General features: G+C 42.1%; 21 protein-coding genes. 6 read left to right on the plus strand and 15 right to left on the minus strand.

All coding sequences use genetic code 11. The features are described 5' to 3' along the window. Positions 1-7 precede the first annotated feature (7 nt). From GZH31_RS15365 to GZH31_RS15395, 7 genes are all read right to left on the minus strand, one after another. Positions 8-370, minus strand: coding sequence for a response regulator (locus GZH31_RS15365; RefSeq protein ID WP_036973415.1), 363 nt, complete (start codon positions 368-370; stop codon positions 8-10). Positions 371-379: 9 nt separating this feature from the next. Then, positions 380-652: a lipid asymmetry maintenance protein MlaB gene (locus GZH31_RS15370; protein WP_036973417.1), complete on the minus strand. Its 273-nt coding sequence runs from the start codon at positions 650-652 to the stop codon at positions 380-382. A gap of 172 nt (positions 653-824) precedes the next feature. Continuing rightward, the gene (locus GZH31_RS15375) at positions 825-1,439 is read right to left on the minus strand and encodes an SCO family protein (RefSeq protein ID WP_118844727.1); all 615 of its coding nucleotides are present in this window, start codon (positions 1,437-1,439) and stop codon (positions 825-827) included. After that, positions 1,436-2,344: a heme o synthase gene (cyoE, locus tag GZH31_RS15380; protein WP_074989193.1), complete on the minus strand. Its 909-nt coding sequence runs from the start codon at positions 2,342-2,344 to the stop codon at positions 1,436-1,438. The genes GZH31_RS15375 and cyoE overlap by 4 nt, the downstream gene beginning before the upstream one ends. A 9-nt stretch (positions 2,345-2,353) precedes the next feature. After that, a complete protein-coding gene (locus tag GZH31_RS15385) occupies positions 2,354-3,343 on the minus strand; it encodes a heme A synthase (protein WP_074989192.1) in 990 nt (329 codons plus the stop codon). A gap of 21 nt (positions 3,344-3,364) precedes the next feature. Next, positions 3,365-3,859 (minus strand): hypothetical protein, encoded by a 495-nt coding sequence (locus GZH31_RS15390; protein WP_036973422.1) that lies wholly within the window; start codon positions 3,857-3,859, stop codon positions 3,365-3,367. Further along, positions 3,849-4,589, minus strand: a complete 741-nt coding sequence (locus GZH31_RS15395) for an SURF1 family protein (protein ID WP_180311214.1) — start codon at positions 4,587-4,589, stop codon at positions 3,849-3,851. Before GZH31_RS15395 ends, GZH31_RS15390 begins: the two co-directional genes overlap by 11 nt. Positions 4,590-4,603: 14 nt before the next feature. Between GZH31_RS15395 and GZH31_RS15400 the strand changes: the two genes are divergently transcribed. After that, positions 4,604-4,915: a DUF2909 domain-containing protein gene (locus GZH31_RS15400; protein ID WP_075594307.1), complete on the plus strand. Its 312-nt coding sequence runs from the start codon at positions 4,604-4,606 to the stop codon at positions 4,913-4,915. Here the strand turns inward: GZH31_RS15400 and GZH31_RS15405 are convergent. The 5 genes from GZH31_RS15405 to lexA form a co-directional block, all read right to left on the minus strand. Next, entirely contained in the window at positions 4,815-5,690 is an 876-nt protein-coding gene (locus GZH31_RS15405; protein WP_036973425.1) for a cytochrome c oxidase subunit 3, read from the minus strand. The two genes, GZH31_RS15400 and GZH31_RS15405, sit on opposite strands and share 101 nt — an antisense overlap. A gap of 35 nt (positions 5,691-5,725) precedes the next feature. Then, positions 5,726-6,256, minus strand: a complete 531-nt coding sequence (locus tag GZH31_RS15410) for a cytochrome c oxidase assembly protein (protein WP_036973427.1) — start codon at positions 6,254-6,256, stop codon at positions 5,726-5,728. Beyond that, positions 6,256-7,851: a cytochrome c oxidase subunit I gene (ctaD, locus tag GZH31_RS15415; RefSeq protein WP_036973428.1), complete on the minus strand. Its 1,596-nt coding sequence runs from the start codon at positions 7,849-7,851 to the stop codon at positions 6,256-6,258. The genes GZH31_RS15410 and ctaD overlap by 1 nt, the downstream gene beginning before the upstream one ends. Beyond that, positions 7,851-8,993, minus strand: a complete 1,143-nt coding sequence (coxB, locus tag GZH31_RS15420; RefSeq protein WP_036973429.1) for a cytochrome c oxidase subunit II — start codon at positions 8,991-8,993, stop codon at positions 7,851-7,853. Before coxB ends, ctaD begins: the two co-directional genes overlap by 1 nt. A gap of 543 nt (positions 8,994-9,536) precedes the next feature. Beyond that, positions 9,537-10,154 carry a transcriptional repressor LexA gene (gene lexA, locus GZH31_RS15425; RefSeq protein WP_036973430.1) on the minus strand — a complete coding sequence of 206 codons (618 nt, stop codon included), beginning with the start codon at positions 10,152-10,154 and terminating at the stop codon, positions 9,537-9,539. A gap of 173 nt (positions 10,155-10,327) precedes the next feature. Between lexA and GZH31_RS15430 the strand changes: the two genes are divergently transcribed. Then, complete coding sequence (locus GZH31_RS15430) at positions 10,328-10,765, plus strand: PaaI family thioesterase (protein WP_036973431.1); 438 nt, start codon at positions 10,328-10,330, stop codon at positions 10,763-10,765. Between the two features lie 3 nt (positions 10,766-10,768). Here the strand turns inward: GZH31_RS15430 and GZH31_RS15435 are convergent, their stop codons facing one another. Further along, entirely contained in the window at positions 10,769-11,149 is a 381-nt protein-coding gene (locus GZH31_RS15435) for a hypothetical protein (protein WP_065979420.1), read from the minus strand. A gap of 147 nt (positions 11,150-11,296) precedes the next feature. On the opposite strand from GZH31_RS15435, the gene GZH31_RS15440 reads away from it, so the two are divergent. Further along, entirely contained in the window at positions 11,297-12,022 is a 726-nt protein-coding gene (locus tag GZH31_RS15440) for a hypothetical protein (RefSeq protein WP_180311215.1), read from the plus strand. Here the strand turns inward: GZH31_RS15440 and GZH31_RS15445 are convergent. Further along, positions 11,997-12,350, minus strand: coding sequence for a VOC family protein (locus tag GZH31_RS15445; RefSeq protein WP_180311216.1), 354 nt, complete (start codon positions 12,348-12,350; stop codon positions 11,997-11,999). The two genes, GZH31_RS15440 and GZH31_RS15445, sit on opposite strands and share 26 nt — an antisense overlap. A gap of 114 nt (positions 12,351-12,464) precedes the next feature. On the opposite strand from GZH31_RS15445, the gene GZH31_RS15450 reads away from it, so the two are divergent. The 3 genes from GZH31_RS15450 to GZH31_RS15460 all read left to right on the plus strand — a co-directional run bounded on the left by GZH31_RS15450 (position 12,465) and on the right by GZH31_RS15460 (position 15,224). Further along, positions 12,465-13,124, plus strand: coding sequence for an endonuclease (locus GZH31_RS15450; RefSeq protein WP_074989189.1), 660 nt, complete (start codon positions 12,465-12,467; stop codon positions 13,122-13,124). A 98-nt stretch (positions 13,125-13,222) separates the two neighbouring features. Further along, entirely contained in the window at positions 13,223-14,857 is a 1,635-nt protein-coding gene (locus GZH31_RS15455) for a S41 family peptidase (RefSeq protein ID WP_065979423.1), read from the plus strand. Beyond that, complete coding sequence (locus GZH31_RS15460; protein ID WP_036973440.1) at positions 14,850-15,224, plus strand: hypothetical protein; 375 nt, start codon at positions 14,850-14,852, stop codon at positions 15,222-15,224. Before GZH31_RS15455 ends, GZH31_RS15460 begins: the two co-directional genes overlap by 8 nt. A 107-nt stretch (positions 15,225-15,331) precedes the next feature. Here GZH31_RS15460 and hmpA read toward each other — a convergent pair whose 3' ends face one another. Then, positions 15,332-16,495 carry an NO-inducible flavohemoprotein gene (gene hmpA, locus GZH31_RS15465; RefSeq protein ID WP_036973442.1) on the minus strand — a complete coding sequence of 388 codons (1,164 nt, stop codon included), beginning with the start codon at positions 16,493-16,495 and terminating at the stop codon, positions 15,332-15,334. Positions 16,496-16,516 lie beyond the last annotated feature (21 nt).

Below are 16,516 nucleotides of genomic sequence, written 5' to 3' on the forward strand. Positions count from 1 at the left end.
CCTATTGTTAGCGAATCACTTTTTTTAAAACCGCTAACAATTGCTCAGGATTAAATGGTTTAACAATCCATCCCGTTGCCCCCGCTGCTTTTCCTTCGGATTTTTTATCAAGGCCAGACTCGGTCGTTAGCATCAATAAAGGGGTAAATTTATAGTTTGGTAAACTACGTAATTCACGTATGAGCGTAATACCATCCATCACTGGCATATTCACATCGGATATAACGGCATCGAAACCTTGCTGTTTAGCTATGTTCAACGCCTCACTGCCATCTTTTGCTTCCGTGACTTCAAAGCCTGCTTTTTTTAGCGTAAAACCTACCATTTGTCGCATAGATGCAGAGTCATCAACAGCTAAAATTCTTTTCATAAAAACCTCTTAATTGGTATTCTCAAGTACAAGATAATGACTTAAGCCCAAACTATTTATTGCCTCTTGCAACGGCTTGCTTTCGCCTACCCAAATAATTTTGTGTTGGACTGAAAGCAAATGCTTTTGTAATGAACATAACAGCTGAATTGAGGCCGTATCGGCACGAGTCACCTCACTAATATCAAGGCAAATATCATCGTTTGCTGACAACTCTTGCAACAAATCTTGATGTAGTGATTCGACTTGAGTGATGGCTAATTCAGTAGGAAGCTTCAACATTACTGGCACTTTCCCTGCTTAAAACAATTCATAACAAAAGCTTAGACCGAGTTATTAAAATTGCCATTAATTGAATTAAAAAATTGTAAAATTTTTTAGTAGCTTACATGTTGAAATCAAAAAAGGGAGCAATCGCTCCCTCGAAAATAATCACACTTGTCTATACAGATACTTAGTGATAATAATCTGCAATTTTTTTAAACTCTTCTGTTAACGTACTGGCGTTAATAAGCGGAACATTGCCCTGTTTAAACTCGGGCTTGAAAATTGCGCGTACCGCGCCATCGGGGTCAACCATCACGACTGACGCACTGTGATCAACAGCATATTCTTGCTCATCACTGTCATTAATCGCGTAAATGAGCCCTAAATCTCTAACAAAGGGAAAGAGCTGTTTATGAGGGCCTGATACGGCTAAAAAATCAGGGTTAAAATAATCAATATAGGCTTTGCGTTTTGCGGTGGTATCTCGTTTTGGATCAACCGCTACAAACCACACTTGTACCGTGTAATCTTGGCTCAGCTGCTGTTGCACACTGGTCAATTTAGCCAACGTCATTGGGCAAATATCAGGGCAACTTGTGTAACCTAAAAAGACTAAATTCCAATGACCTTTGAAGCGACTATTATCGGCGGCGTCGCCATGCTGATCAATCAATGTAAATGACTTAACAGGCTTGGCTTGCTGATACACCAGCGCATCCACATCGGGAGGTGATTTTTCGGGGCTACAGCCCGTTAAAAAAAACACCACTCCCAAACAAAGTGCCACTAAAAAACGCGTCATAAAAGCAACCATTTATCAATAAATAAGGCGATAAAGAGTAGCATTAAATGCACAATTGAAAAACGAAATAAGTCCATCGCGGTATCATCTTTCCCACCCAGTTTTAGCTTTAATGCTTTATAAACGAAAATGGCATTTAACGCACTTGCCGCCATTAAGTATATGCCCCCTGACATACCAATTAAATAAGGTAATACACACACCAATGCCAGTAAAACAGAGTAAGCAACCACACATGTTTTGCAAAATTCGATACCATGGGTAACGGGTAACATCGGAATTTTTGCTCGCTCATAGTCACTTTTACGCGCAATCGCTAACGCCCAGAAGTGAGGCGGAGTCCAGGTAAAAATAATCATAACAAGTAGCCAAGGCGCTGCCGCCATATGACCCGTTTCAGACACCCACCCTAATAAGGGTGGCATAGCACCGGCCAGCCCCCCTATAACAATATTTTGCGGTGTGGCACGCTTTAAGAAAGAAGTGTAGATAAATGCATAACCCACTAACGCAAAAAGTGTCAGTATCGCCGTTAAGGTGTTTGCCCAAATGATCAACATCATAAAGCCTGCAGTACCAATAGCAGCTGCAAAACTTAAAGCATGTTGCTTGCTCAAACGCCCCTTAGCGACAGGACGGTGGCGAGTGCGCGCCATCTTGCTATCAATTTCACTATCAACAACATGATTAATCACCGCAGCAGCGGCTGAAAGTAAACCTATACCCAACAAGCTTGCCAATTGAACAAAAAGACCTCGCCCCATATCAGGAGCAAGTGCTAAACCGACCCATGCGGTGAGAACAAGCATCGCAACGACTTTAAATTTGCTAATCGCAAGATAGTCTTTTAACAACGCATGACCATGAGAAAATATTGATTTTTCAGTATGTAATGTTAAGGCCATTATCGCCTCCTAAGTTCTTGCTTTTAAGTGGAAACATAGTCTAACCATTGTTAATAACAACATGGCTGCCATTAAGTTATGAGCAAGCGCTACGCTTAAAGGGAAATGCCAATGAACAACCGCAAGGCCTAAACAGATTTGACACAGTAAGGCTATTAATACGGTGACCGTGCAATGCTTTATTTTTCGAGAATAAGAGTGCGAATAGATACGCCACATAATGAGTGCCAATACAACACAGGTAACAAGGGCCCAAATACGGTGTAATAAGTGAATAGACATACGTGCCTGCTGCGATAAAACACCATATTCATAAGTACTGTGTTCAAGTGGCAGTTGAAAAACGCTCTTTAACGAGAAAGGTTGAGCATAACTGCACAATGGCAACCCATTGCAGTGCGGTGCCGCATAATTAGCCGCAAGCCACCCTCCTAAGGCAATCTGAAGTATCAGGACGACTAAGCCAATCAAGGCTAATCGGTAATACGGCCGAGCTCCCGTATCCCCACCCACAATGGGTTTTGTGGTTAGCCTCAAGTACAACAAGAACACTAAAGACAAAATACTGAATCCCCCAAGCAAATGCCCCATCACCACTAATGGTTGTAAGTTCATGGTAACGGTCCACATACCTAGCGCGGCTTGAAATACCACTAACAAAAGGAGCAGTAACGTTAACTTAACTGGGGTAGTTGGGTATTGGCGTTTTAACCAAGCCAAAACAAACAAAGCCAAAATAAATAACCCAAGCGCACCGGCAAAATAACGATGGATCATTTCTTTCCACGCTTTTGCCGCTTCAAACATCATATCTGGGTAGTTTTGTTCAACATGTAGTAATGCTGTTTCGTGCTTTGGCACCGTTAAAAACCCATAGCAACCGGGCCAGTCCGGGCAGCCTAAACCTGCATCACTGAGCCGTGTATAAGCCCCCAGTCCAACGACTAACACCGACATAAAACACGTAATTAAGACTAAATATTTATAATTTTTATACATCTTTTGCATCCTTACTGAGCTTTAACTTGAACGCGCATAATTAAGTAGTTTTTTTAGATCTTTCAGTAACCCTTTTTGAATTAATCTGTTTTGTTCTGGCTCATCAGTGTAAGGATAGTGCAGTACCACCAAGCCCATATGATCGACCAAATATAAATCTCCCGCTTTAAGCGCTGAGTTTTCATCTAATTGTCGCCAACTAGTGGCTATATCTTGCTGATTTGTAAGAACGGCAACATCAACCTTTTGCTGATTCTTACCCAAGGCAATATGAAGGTTGTCTAAGCTGGCTAACTGGGCTTCACAAACCGAGTGACAGCTTTTTGGGTAGTTAAGCGCAATCGTCCATGGTTTCGGATCGCCCTGCTGCCAATTTGCAAGCTTTACTTCTGTTTCTAACAGCTCCCCGTAATTACTTGAACCGCTGGGCAGCCAATCAAGTTTCAATGCTGTATACGCTAACGCCAGTGGCACAAAGCAACATAAAGCAAATAAACTAAGTGGATTAACTTTCATTACGCCTCCTTTTCATCGCAAAATAAGCTATAACAACACAGGCCGCACCAATGAGCAGCCACTGCACAGCGTAGGCATAATGCTTGTCTGGCCCCATCACTACACTTTCGTAATGAGGAGTCGCTATGTCATCAGCTGCAAGGCGGTAGGCTAAAAACGGTTGCAGAGGTTGCGCTAGTTGACGACTAAAAATGTCTAAATCAATTGCTTGAATACGCTTAGGCCAGCCAGCTTCAGCGCCAATTTCATCTGCTAGCGTAAAGCCTTGCAGCTGACCTTGTTTGAGTTGCACTGTGGTAGATATGTGTGAAGGTTGAGGCCAATTTACGGTGGGGAGTTGACTACGATCAACCGGTGCCTTCAACCAGCCGAAATTAACAATGACAGGCGCTATATCATCATTAATTTTTACAGCAGCAAGTAGGTCGTATCCTACTTGTCCTTGGTAAATCTGATTATCTAACAGCCAATAACGCTGCGTATTGATGAGCCCATTCAAAGTCAGCTTTAAACCTGTTTTATCAACCTGATTAGGTAATAATTGAAATGCCTGCCAGTCCATTACACCTTGCTGTTCTGACTGCTCAAGCTGGCTTAATTGCTGTTGTTTTTGCTCACCACGTTGATACTGCCATACACTCAGCCGTAAACACACCAGCACAGCAAGTGACACAACGCAAATTGCAATAATTGAGCTAAGCTTTTGTTTACGCCTTAAAATCAACTGCATCTAGGAAACCTAAAATGATAAAAATCATCATTACACTGTTATTGTTATATATCGTGTTTAATCTGTTTCGGGCACTATTTGTGATGATGTCTACTAAGCAACACTCGCGACCGATGTCTCACTATTTAGGTCGACGAGTGTTTTTCTCTGCCATGGTACTGATCATCATTATTGCAGCATTAAAACTGGGCTTTATTCACACTAACCCATCGCCAATTCATAACGCTACAGCACGTACACAAATACAAATAAACACAACCACACCACGTCAACAAAGTGCCAGTACCAAGCCGCAGCTTGAAAGGCAAAATGCTTTTCACTGGTAAAGTGACCTTTAAAAATTCGCAGCAGTACCACAAATAAAATAATTGTCCCTAAGGTCACATGCATGCCGTGAAAGCCGGTCAGCAAAAAGAAGGTATTGCCATACACTCCCGCATCAAGGGTTAGACCCAAGTCTTGGTATGCATGCATATACTCATAAACTTGCAGAGCCAAAAACACCACACCAAGCAACACAGTGAGTGATAAGAACGTTTTGAGTGCCCCCCGCTTATTGTTTTCTATGGCAACATGCGCAAAGTGGATAGTGACCGATGAAGTTAATAGAATAAGGGTATTAATCAGCGGTAAGCCTTGCCAACCCATTGCTTGTGTTGTCTCTCCCGCAGGGGTTGTCAACAATGGCCATACGGCCTCAAATGAAGGCCAAAGTACCTCGTTGGTCATGGCATTATTCCCCGCACCACCTAACCAAGGTACCGAGATCATGCGGGCGTAAAATAATGCCCCAAAGAACGCCATAAAAAACATCACTTCAGAAAAAATAAACCAACTCATACCTTGTCTGAATGAGCGATCCATTTGTGCTGAATATAACCCTTTGTGCGACTCTTCAATCACGTTTTTAAACCAACTAAAAACCATATATATGAGGATCGCAATACCAAGATATAAGACGAACTGACCACTGTTTCCTTCGCCGTTTACTTGCATTACAGTGAGGCCTGCGCCTACTGCAATTAAAAACATTGCGACAGCCCCAACAATTGGCCAAGGACTCTCGGCTGGCACATAATATTTTTCGTAATTTTGATTCATTTTGTTTGCTCCTAATTAGCAATTAGCTTGGCGGCTTAATCGTTCTTGGCCACAACTTGCCCGCTAATATCAAACACGGTGTACGACAATGTTAGCTCTTCCACGTCATCGGGTAGTTCAGTATCAACATAAAACAGTAAAGTGAATTCCACTTCTTCTCCTGCTTTTAACGGCTGTTGATCAAAACAAAAACAAGCAATTTTATGTAGATATTTTGCTGCTTTACCGGGTGAAACACTTGGGATAGCTTGCATTACCTTGTCAGTATTACTGGTATTTTTAGCACTAAACTTAACTTCTCGCATGGCGCCTGGCTGCACAGCGACGCTGTACTGCTCAGACTCCACTTTGAATGGGGCGCCACTTTGCGCATGAGTTGTAAAACTCACATCAACCTGACGTTCAGTATTTACATGCTCACTGACTTTGGCTTGTTCAAGTGAGGGTTTACCATTGAGGCCCGTAACATCACAAAACACGTCATAAAGTGGCACCAATGCGAAGGCAAATGCAAACATAGCTAAACATGCTAACAACAGCTTTTTAAGCAAAGGTGCGTGATTCATTACTTAATCTCCGGTGGCGTCTCAAAGGTGTGATACGGTGCTGGTGAGTCAACTTCCCACTCCAATCCTTCAGCGCCATCCCATACTTTAGCGGGGGCTTTTTCGCCGCCTCTGGCACACTTAAAGACCACTAAAACAAACAGCAGTTGCGATAAACCAAACGCAAACCCACCGATACTGATGATGGCATTGAAATCAGCAAATTGAAGTGCGTAATCTGGAATACGGCGGGGCATACCTGCAAGCCCCACAAAGTGCATTGGGAAAAACAGCACGTTAACGCTAACAAGCGATAACCAAAAGTGCCATTTAGCCAAGGTCTCGTTATACATATTGCCCGTCCACTTCGGCAGCCAATAATAGGCCCCAGCCATAATGGAGAACACAGCACCTGTAACTAATACATAATGGAAGTGGGCAACCACAAAGTAGGTGTCATGATACTGAAAATCGGCCGGTGTAATAGCAAGCATAAGCCCCGAAAAACCACCCAACGTAAATAACACAATAAAGGCGATTGCAAACATCATGGGTATTTCAAAGCTAATAGAGCCTCGCCACATTGTTGCCACCCAGTTAAACACTTTTACCCCAGTTGGCACCGAAATCAGCATCGTCGCGTACATAAAGAACAATTCGCCAGCAACCGGCATACCTGTCGTAAACATGTGGTGTGCCCAAACAATAAAGCTTAAGAGTGCTATTGATGAGGTTGCATACACCATGGACGCATAGCCGAATAATTTTTTGCGCGAAAAGGTCGGCACAATCGTTGAGATAATACCGAACGCAGGTAAGATCATAATGTAGACTTCAGGGTGACCAAAGAACCAGAAAATATGCTGGAACATCACCGGATCTCCGCCACCAGCAGCATCAAAAAAACTGGTCGCAAAGTACTTATCGGTCAATACCATTGTCACGGCACCTGCCAGCACGGGCATAACAGCAATCAGTAAGAAAGCCGTGATCAGCCACGTCCATACAAATAGAGGCAGTTTCATCCATGTCATACCCGGCGCTCTAAGGTTTACAATTGTCACAATGACATTGATAGCGCCCATAATTGAGCTAATACCCATAATATGCACTGCAAACACAAACAGCGCGGTATTGTCGTTACTGTAAGTCGTTGAAAGCGGTGCATAGAACGTCCAACCAAAAGCGGGACCACCACCGGGCATAAGCAGCGATGCCAATAAAATAAGGAAGGCAAAAGGTAAAATCCAAAAGCTCCAGTTGTTCATTCGTGGTAAGGCCATATCTGGCGCACCTATCATCATAGGTACCATCCAGTTTGCAAGCCCTGTAAAGGCGGGCATCACAGCCCCAAATACCATGATCAACCCATGTACTGTGGTCATTTGGTTAAAAAAGTGAGGATCAACCAATTGTAAACCTGGTTGGAATAATTCAGCACGGATCACCATAGCCATGGCGCCGCCAATTAAAAACATCGTCAATGAGAAGATCAGGTACAAACTACCGATGTCTTTATGGTTGGTTGTATATAACCAACGCTTGAAACCTTTCGCTGGATGATGGTGGTCGTGATGCGCATGCTCAGTGGCTTGCTCATTAATAACGTTACTCATTAGTTCGCCTCCGCTGCTGCATCAATTGCTGCTTGAATCTGACTCGGTTGAATGACATCACCGGTATTGTTACCCCACGCATTGCGTTTATAAGTGATGACTGCTGCAAGTTGTTTTATTGAAAGCTGTTTATCAAACGCTTGCATCGCTGTACCAGGCTTACCATGTAAAACAATATCAATATGATCGTTCACATCGCCCAACACGATTGGGCTGCCTTTTAAGGCTGGAAATACACCAGGCAATCCCATGCCAGTGGGCTGATGGCAGGCTGCGCAGCTGGCCATATAGACTTGCTCGCCTAAAACAACTAATTCATCTTTCGAAAGAGTTTGATCAAGTAATGCGGCATCTGCAGCAGCGGCTTGTTCTTTCGCTTGTTTTGCGTCTGCAAGCCAAGTCGCAAACTCATCTTCTGGCAATGCCTCAACAACCACCGGCATAAAACCATGGTCTTTGCCACATAACTCTGCGCATTGGCCGCGGTACATACCGGGCTCATTAATGCGTGTCCATGCTTCATTAATAAAGCCGGGATTGGCATCTTTTTTCACGGCAAAATCAGGAACCCACCAAGAATGTATTACATCATCAGAGGTCATTAAAAAACGTACTTTTTTGTTGATTGGTAACACCAGAGGTTTGTCGACTTCGAGTAGGTAGTGCTCTGTTTTTTCGGCTTGATTATCTATTTGATCTTTCGGTGTCGCTAAAATCGAATAGAAAGCAATATCTTCTCCCATGTATTCATAGTGCCACTTCCACTGCGACCCTGTTACTTTGATTGTAATATCTGCTTTTGAAGCATCTTCCATGGCAATAAGCGTTTTGGTGGCAGGGATCGCCATAGCGATTAAGATCACAAATGGAATTGCAGTCCAAAGTATCTCGACCTTCGTGCTTTCATGGAATTGGGCAGGCTTTGCCCCTTTAGACTTACGATGATGTATCAAAGCCCAAAACATCACCGCAAATACGATGATGCCAATCACACAACAGATAATAAATATCGTCATATGTAATTCATAAACATTATTACTTATATCAGTGACACCTTTACGCATATTGAATTGGCTATTTGCCAAAGCAAGTTGCGGAAGTGCTACCAATATAAGCCACAAGGTGTAACGCAGTTTACCCATGTGACAGCTCCTTTTAATGCTATTGCAAGACGCAAAGCGAAAAGGCGTTACAGCTGGTGCCCATTCGTTTTTTTTATTGTTTAAATACCCAAACCAATCGATGGTTGATGTGTCATCTGCAAACAGCTTGGGTCTGTGTATCATCACGACGCAGTGAACGACACACTCATTGTTTAACCCCCTTACACATTTGTTGTGTGTCTTTTTCGTAAATAGGTGTTAATACAATGTACTTAACCAATTAGTTAAAAAATGAGCAATAAGCAAGTTTTTGTGGTAATAAATGTTTATTTTGGTGCAAAAATAACAACTATAATCAGCGCGTTAATTAATACTTAAGGCAAGTATAAAAACTTAAAAAGAAAGGAAAACTGCGCCGTATAAGGCTTTATGTAGAAAGTAAGGGTGAACAAATCTTAGGTAAACGGTCAAAAACAAACAACGCACCAAATTGAATCAATTTGGTGCGTTGTTTCAAAAAAGTTTAGCAAAGCAGATAAAGTAATTACTCTGCTTGTAACGATTAACGCGTAATATAAAAAGCTACATCCAATCAGCGTTGCGAATAACCCCAACCGCTAAGCCTTCAATATTAAATGACTCATGCTCTAAGTCCACTTCAATCGGGGCAAATTCTTCATTTTCAGCATGCAAAAATACTTTACGTCCTGCTTTTTCTAAACGTTTTACAGTCACATCGTCATCGACACGTGCCACAACAACTTGGCCATTTTCTGCAACTTGCGTTTTGTGTACTGCCAGTAAGTCACCATCCATGATGCCAATGTCTTTCATACTCATGCCGTTAACTCGCAATAAGAAGTCTGCAGCGGGTTTAAACAATGCAGGGTCAACCTGACAATGGCTTTCTACATGCTCTTGCGCCAAAATAGGTTCACCCGCGGCAACACGCCCAATCAGTGGTAAGCCAAGCTGTTCTGGCTCGTCTTCTTCGACTAATTGAATGCCTCGGCTTGCTCCAGGCTTCATTTTAATCATGCCTTTTTTTGCCAGTGCTTTTAGATGCTCTTCAGCGGCATTGGCACTTTTAAATCCCAATGTTTGCGCTATTTCAGCACGCGTAGGTGGCATACCAGTGTCTTTAATAAATACTTTAATAAGTTCTAAAATTTGCGATTGGCGTTTTGTTAATGGGCGCATACAACTGGTTTTCCATACAGTACATTTAACTGTGAGTATATACAGTTATCTGAAAATCGCAAATTTAAATTCCCCTTCCTCTCATGATAAAAAACAAGCATTGAACGGTGGGGATAGATACCATATTGTATACCGATATTTCACTTAAGAAGTTAGTTTGCGAAGGAAACACAATGAGCATTTGGTATCAACCATTCACCCTCGAATTATGTAAAGAACTCGAACAGGGTATTACTGGGCAAGGCACATTAATGAAAACAATGGGCATTGAAATAACCGAAATCGGCGACGATTATTTAGTGGCCACTATGCCCGCTATTCCAGAGCATCATAACCCTATGGGGATGGTCCATGGTGGTGCTAATGTTGTTTTAGCAGAGACTGTAGCAAGTTATGCAGCCAATTTTGTGGTCGACTTCACCGCATATTATGCTGTTGGCCAAGAAATAAATGCCAATCACATTAAAGCCTCTCGAAAAGGCCTCTTAACAGCCACGGCAAAGCCACTGCACTTAGGTAAGCGAACATCTGTATGGGAAATTAAAATAACGAATGCGGCAGGTGAACTATGCTGCGTATCACGAATGACCGCAGCGGTAGTCAAGCGTTAGCGATTAACGCTCAACAGGATAAATAGTAATTTCGAGCCCTGCGCCAATCGCTGAAATACGTAATAAGGTGTCTGCGTGCAGGGCTTGATTAAAACATTTAGGTGAGTCACCCGACTCAAACCCAATATCGAAAGTACGCTTTGAGCAAGATAACCATTGCTTTAATGCATTGCGTGAGCACGACTCTATAAGTTCACATAATTGGTTGATAGCTTTATCTGGTGTGCCGATATCAGCCGCGGCTTCAATACGTGCTAATTGACGGTATTCATCTTGGTCGTAATGTAAAACCATGGCGTTTTTCTTTAAATCAGCTACCAGCGCACTCATATCGTGTTTTGATTCAAGTTCCAGATCTACATTTAAAAATTGAATTTCCGACATACTCTCGTTTTTACCCTCTATTGATATCTCTGAAACTTTAACTCAGTTTTGTACATAAACCAAATTTAGAATACAGTAAATGCTGCAAGAGCGTTGATTCGCTCTGTCTATACCGCTGCCCAATAAAAAAATAATAAGAGGTAATCAATGAATAAGCGCGTATTTAAATATGCCCGTAAAGGGCATAAGTGGCTGGGTTACTTACTCGCCATACAACTCTTTTTTTGGTTATTAGGGGGCTTAGTAATGAGCTCAATACCCCTTCAAAAAGTACATGGTAAACATTTAGCCAATCGTAGCTTAGATAATCCATTTACCTTGCATGATTACCCCGTTTCTCTTGACCAAATAACCAAACAATTTCAGCAAATTGATAGCATTCAATACCGTCATTTTTTAACCACTCCCATCATCGAAGTGACGACTAATAAAGGCGTGTTTAACTTTGACGGTCAATCTGGTCGTGCTATGAGCACACCAACTAAAACTGAAATTATTGCCAATGCCAATGCACACTTACTCATCGAGGCGGATGTCGCGGGTGCGCAGTTACTAGAAAAAGGAGCGAGAGAAGTCGGTCACCGCTCCAATGTGTGGCAAGTGAGCTATAACGATTGGTTAAATACAACCGTTTATTTAGAAGGCGACTCCGGTAAAGTCATTACTGTTCGTAGCACTTTGTGGCGCATTTTTGACTTTTTCTGGATGTTGCATATCATGGATTATGATGAACGAGAAAATTTCAACAACCCATTACTAATTAGCTTTGCCGCAAGTAGCGTATTATTTTGTATTACGGGCATTATTTTATTACTACAAAATGTCCGTATCAGACGCCGTAAACCGATTACACGTGCTGATCAATCAAAATAGGGTTACCATCAGGGTCGGTGACAATAAAACTGGCATCACCGACCTTTTGTACCGCCATCCCCTGTTGTTTAAAGTGCGCCTCTAGTTCATCATAAGCACTAAACTCACTTAAAGGTCTCGCACTTTGGTCCCAGCCAGGGTTAAAAGTCAGCATGGTTTTATCAAACATCCCCTGAAACAAACCAATTAAATGTTCACCGTTTTTCATAATCAACCAATTATGCTCTATCTCACCCGCAAACTGAGTAAACCCCAATTTCTCGTAAAACAGCTTTGAAGCATGGATATCTTGTACATTTAAACTCACAGAAAACGCACCCAATCGCATTGTTCAACTCCCATAGACTGTATTTATTAATGACTATAGTTTACTTTTGGCGCGTACTCTTTTTCTTTTCAGCTCTGCGTTTTACAATAGTGTTTCCAGTAGTTCACTTATGTGATGGATATGCGTTTACTTTTATCAGCAACTTTATGCCTGTTGTTATGCTTCACGGCGTCTGCGGAACAGTTTTCAAACTTTTCTAGCGCCAAAAAATACCTTATTAAAACCTTACCCGAAAACGCTAAAAGCTTATATTGCGGGTGTGATATTAAACGCCAAGGAAAAAAACTGGTGCCCGACCCGAGCGTCTGCGGGTACATACCACGTAACGAAATCACTCGCTCTGGTAAAGAAAATGCACGCGCGAAACGAATTGAATGGGAACATATAGTCCCTGCGTGGGAGTTTGGGCACCAATTACAATGTTGGCAAAATGGCGGGCGTAAAAACTGCCGAAAAGTCAGTGAAAAGTTTCGTAAAATGGAGGCTGACATCCATAATCTAGCCCCTGCAATTGGTGAAATAAATGCCGACCGCTCAAATTTCCGCTATGGAATGGTTACAACCAGCAGCGCCAACTACGGCGCATGCCCTGTGAAAATAGATTTTAAACAGCGCGTATTCGAACCACCACTTTATGCAAGAAAACGTATAGCAGACACCTATTTTTATATGCAAAAAACCTATGACTTAAAAATATCAGATAAGCAACGCACCTTGTTTGAGTCATGGCAAAAACTCGAGATAGCCGAAATAAGCAATAGAAAAGCACTGTAAAATTTGTACACCTGTTTACAAAACTACAACCGTACTCTATTGCCTTGCCTCTTTCTTGTTGATACTTTTTAAACAATTATTTACAGGAAAGTAAACAAATGTTTAAAAATAACAAACTCGCAGTAGCAATCTTTTTTGCAGTGTCAGGCCTCTCTTTATCTGGCTGTGGTGGCGGAGGTTCATCAACGCCAACCAACCCAGATACAAGCACGCCTACACCACCCCCAACAAATTCTGGACCAACATGGACTGCGGGTACTTTTGCCTCATCGAGTGAATTTAAAGACCAATGTGCAATACCACGCACGGGCACTGATCCTTACAACAATAACCAACCATACCCAGATAAAGCAGGCTCTGAATTTACAGAGAAAATGTGGTTACGCTCTTGGAGCAATGAAACTTACCTTTGGTACGATGAAATTGAAGATAATAACCCAGATAACTTTAATTCAGTGGCCGCTTATTTTGCACAGTTAAAAACGTTCCAAAAAACAGACTCAGGTGCTAACAAAGATAACTTCCACTTTAGCGAACCGACCGAAGATTACTTTAAAGAAGCGCAATCAGGTGTCGTATCTGGCTACGGAATTAACTGGGCATTTATTAAGAATACTCCTCCGCGTGAGTTGCGCGTTGCTTATCTAGAAGATGATTCGCCAGCCGCTAAAGCAGGTTTACAGCGCGGCGATACTATTCTATCGGTTGACAATGTAAGCATTGATAGCAATACCGCAGCAGGCGTCGATACATTAAACGAAGTACTTTTTAGTCCAACAGCTGGCGAATCTCACAACTTTAAGTTGCGCAGCAATGATGGCACTGAAAAGTCGATTAATATCGTCGCCGGAAATATCACCCAAACGCCGGTGCAAAACGTTGGCACCATCACTACCGAAAACGGTTTCAAAGTTGGCTACATGCAATTTAATAGCCATATTAGTATTGCTCAGCAAGGACTTATTGATGCGGTCAATCAGTTTAAAGCCGACAATATTGATGAACTCGTAATCGACTTTAGATATAACCGTGGCGGCTTGTTAGCGCTGTCATCGCAGCTTGCTTATATGGTCGCAGGCCCTGCTAATACTCAAGGTTACTATTACTATCAAACCATTAAAAACGACAAACAACCTGTTGAAAACCCATTTCCGTTCGTTGATATTGAAGTGGACTACTCAACTTTTGAGGTAACTAATAATACCCTGCCAGATCTTAACTTAGCAAAAGTCTATGTACTGAGCACTGAAAGCACTTGTTCTGCCTCAGAAGCTTTTATAAATGGCTTAAAAGGCATTGATGCTGAAGTTATTTTAATTGGTGGTAAAACCTGTGGTAAACCCTATGGCTTTACCCCAACGCATAACTGCGCCACGACGTATTACACCATTCAGTTTACCGGTGCCAACTTTAAAGGTTTTGGTGAATACGCCGATGGCTTAAACCCAACACCAACACCACAATTTGCAGCTGATGTGAAAGGATGTGTCGTTGCTGATGACTTTGATCACTCTTTAGGCGACCAACAAGAAGGACTCCTCGCGGCCGCTCTTTATCATATTGAAAATGATAGCTGTCCTGTTGTGGCGCAAGCATCAGCAACTAAACAGCTAAACTTTGCATCACAAGCAGAACAAGAGACTGGGTTATCGCTTTCACCAAATCGTCCTATTTACAGAGAAAACATGGATTTAACTCGTCCAGTTTCAGCGAAAGGAAAGAGCAATGAGTAAAAAACATGTGCTGGCTGTCGCTATGTTAACAAGCTTAGTGGCGTGTAAAAGTACCCAAGCCGAACAACCACAAAATGCCACACTAACGCGAGTCAACCCAGGTGTCATCACTCAGTTGCAACAAGCGATTCAGTCAGCCAAAGGTGGTAGCTTAGTAACGCTCGCTGATGATGTGTTTACAAAAAGCGCAGAACTATTGATTGATCACGGCACCAGTAAAGGTCCAGATGGTATGCCAATTATGGGGGCACATAGCATTCCATCTGAAAAGTTCATATTGCAAAAAGCCGCTGATCAATGCGTACTTTACTACCCTAAAAAAGAGTTGCGTATTCCACTGCCCAATGTGGAATGCGAAGTCAAATAGCAAAAAAGGCGCAGTATGTTACTGCGCCTTTCATTTTCTAGTGCTTCTGATGAATAGCGTTGCTATCCATGCAATTGTCAATAATTAACCCTTGTCAGATATCGCTATTATAGGCTTTGATGAGGACCAAACACTTCGTAATGAATACGCTCGGCTGCCACACCTAAATTAACAAGTTGCTGTTTAATCAAAGCCATAAAAGCAATGGGTCCACAGATATAAAACGCGCCATCGCTAAGCGGTAACTTTTCAGCCAGTAAAGCAACATCCATCAAACCAGTAAAATCGGCTCCGGCTCCTTCTTTAAACCATGTAAAACAACTCAGCCCTTGGTGTGTATTAACTTCTGACAGCAAATAATCTTTAAATGCATATTGCGCAGCGTTATCACAGGCATGTAAATAATGGATAGGCTGACTAGGTTGCTTGTCAAGTAAGCTTTGCAGCATGGCCAACAAGGGTGTTTGACCAACCCCTGCAGAAATGAATACCACAGGGCTGTTACTTTCACGTAAAACAAAATCACCCGCGGGTGGGTAGACCTCTATGTGCTCGCCCTCATCTAAACTATGTAAATAATTAGAAACCAGTCCTTCTCGCTTCACACTGATCCGATAGTTTTCACCGTTACTTTTTTGTGAGATAGAGTACTGGCGAATTTGAGTATTCTCAGTCTTTTTAGAGTGGACTTTTATACCTAAGTATTGACCAGGTAAGTGCGACACAACGGGCTTTCCATCACAAGGAGTGAGGGTAAAGCTGGTAATAGAATCTGACTCAACGTGTTTTTTAGTGATCGTAAACAAACGAGTACCAAACCAGCCCCCTTTAGCTTGTTTAGTTTTTTGATATAGCGCCATTTCTTCTGTAATGCATACATCGGCAAGCAATGCATATGCTTCACGCCACGCATATTCAACCTCAGGGGTAAATTGCTCTGGCAATAACTCTTTTAAGGTCGCAATTAAATGCCCACCAACAATCGAGTAGTGTTCTGGCAAAATATGGTAACTCGTGTGTTTATGGTTAATACGCGCTAACGCACTTTTTAAGACCTCAAGATTATCAATATTTGCAGCATAAGCAGCTAACGCATTGAATAATGCAAATTGCTGATGCCCTGATTTTTGATGGGTCATATTAAAAATATTTTTTAGCTCAGGATTATAACTAAACATACGATCATAAAAGTACTCAGTAACTTGCGGACCTGCTTCTGCAAGCAAAGGCAGTGTACTTTTTACAACCTGGATCGTTTTTTCAGATAACATATTTTTTCCTATTCAAGAGTA

It is taken from the genome of Pseudoalteromonas sp. JSTW, from assembly GCF_013423925.1.
Classification (GTDB): domain Bacteria; phylum Pseudomonadota; class Gammaproteobacteria; order Enterobacterales; family Alteromonadaceae; genus Pseudoalteromonas; species Pseudoalteromonas lipolytica.

What these genes read in the sequence shown, in the direction of transcription:
- cyoE (WP_074989193.1), bottom strand. Translation starts at nt 2,344, where the DNA reads ATGGCCTTAACATTACATACTGAAAAATCAATATTTTCTCATGGTCAT.
- GZH31_RS15370 (WP_036973417.1), bottom strand. Translation starts at nt 652, where the DNA reads ATGTTGAAGCTTCCTACTGAATTAGCCATCACTCAAGTCGAATCACTA.
- GZH31_RS15450 (WP_074989189.1), top strand. Translation starts at nt 12,465, where the DNA reads ATGGATATGCGTTTACTTTTATCAGCAACTTTATGCCTGTTGTTATGC.
- GZH31_RS15440 (WP_180311215.1), top strand. Translation starts at nt 11,297, where the DNA reads ATGAATAAGCGCGTATTTAAATATGCCCGTAAAGGGCATAAGTGGCTG.
- GZH31_RS15365 (WP_036973415.1), bottom strand. Translation starts at nt 370, where the DNA reads ATGAAAAGAATTTTAGCTGTTGATGACTCTGCATCTATGCGACAAATG.
- GZH31_RS15405 (WP_036973425.1), bottom strand. Translation starts at nt 5,690, where the DNA reads ATGAATCAAAATTACGAAAAATATTATGTGCCAGCCGAGAGTCCTTGG.
- GZH31_RS15385 (WP_074989192.1), bottom strand. Translation starts at nt 3,343, where the DNA reads ATGTATAAAAATTATAAATATTTAGTCTTAATTACGTGTTTTATGTCG.
- GZH31_RS15445 (WP_180311216.1), bottom strand. Translation starts at nt 12,350, where the DNA reads ATGCGATTGGGTGCGTTTTCTGTGAGTTTAAATGTACAAGATATCCAT.
- GZH31_RS15375 (WP_118844727.1), bottom strand. Translation starts at nt 1,439, where the DNA reads ATGACGCGTTTTTTAGTGGCACTTTGTTTGGGAGTGGTGTTTTTTTTA.
- hmpA (WP_036973442.1), bottom strand. Translation starts at nt 16,495, where the DNA reads ATGTTATCTGAAAAAACGATCCAGGTTGTAAAAAGTACACTGCCTTTG.
- ctaD (WP_036973428.1), bottom strand. Translation starts at nt 7,851, where the DNA reads ATGAGTAACGTTATTAATGAGCAAGCCACTGAGCATGCGCATCACGAC.
- GZH31_RS15395 (WP_180311214.1), bottom strand. Translation starts at nt 4,589, where the DNA reads ATGCAGTTGATTTTAAGGCGTAAACAAAAGCTTAGCTCAATTATTGCA.
- GZH31_RS15435 (WP_065979420.1), bottom strand. Translation starts at nt 11,149, where the DNA reads ATGTCGGAAATTCAATTTTTAAATGTAGATCTGGAACTTGAATCAAAA.
- GZH31_RS15455 (WP_065979423.1), top strand. Translation starts at nt 13,223, where the DNA reads ATGTTTAAAAATAACAAACTCGCAGTAGCAATCTTTTTTGCAGTGTCA.
- GZH31_RS15390 (WP_036973422.1), bottom strand. Translation starts at nt 3,859, where the DNA reads ATGAAAGTTAATCCACTTAGTTTATTTGCTTTATGTTGCTTTGTGCCA.
- GZH31_RS15460 (WP_036973440.1), top strand. Translation starts at nt 14,850, where the DNA reads ATGAGTAAAAAACATGTGCTGGCTGTCGCTATGTTAACAAGCTTAGTG.
- GZH31_RS15400 (WP_075594307.1), top strand. Translation starts at nt 4,604, where the DNA reads ATGATAAAAATCATCATTACACTGTTATTGTTATATATCGTGTTTAAT.
- GZH31_RS15410 (WP_036973427.1), bottom strand. Translation starts at nt 6,256, where the DNA reads ATGAATCACGCACCTTTGCTTAAAAAGCTGTTGTTAGCATGTTTAGCT.
- coxB (WP_036973429.1), bottom strand. Translation starts at nt 8,993, where the DNA reads ATGGGTAAACTGCGTTACACCTTGTGGCTTATATTGGTAGCACTTCCG.
- lexA (WP_036973430.1), bottom strand. Translation starts at nt 10,154, where the DNA reads ATGCGCCCATTAACAAAACGCCAATCGCAAATTTTAGAACTTATTAAA.
- GZH31_RS15430 (WP_036973431.1), top strand. Translation starts at nt 10,328, where the DNA reads ATGAGCATTTGGTATCAACCATTCACCCTCGAATTATGTAAAGAACTC.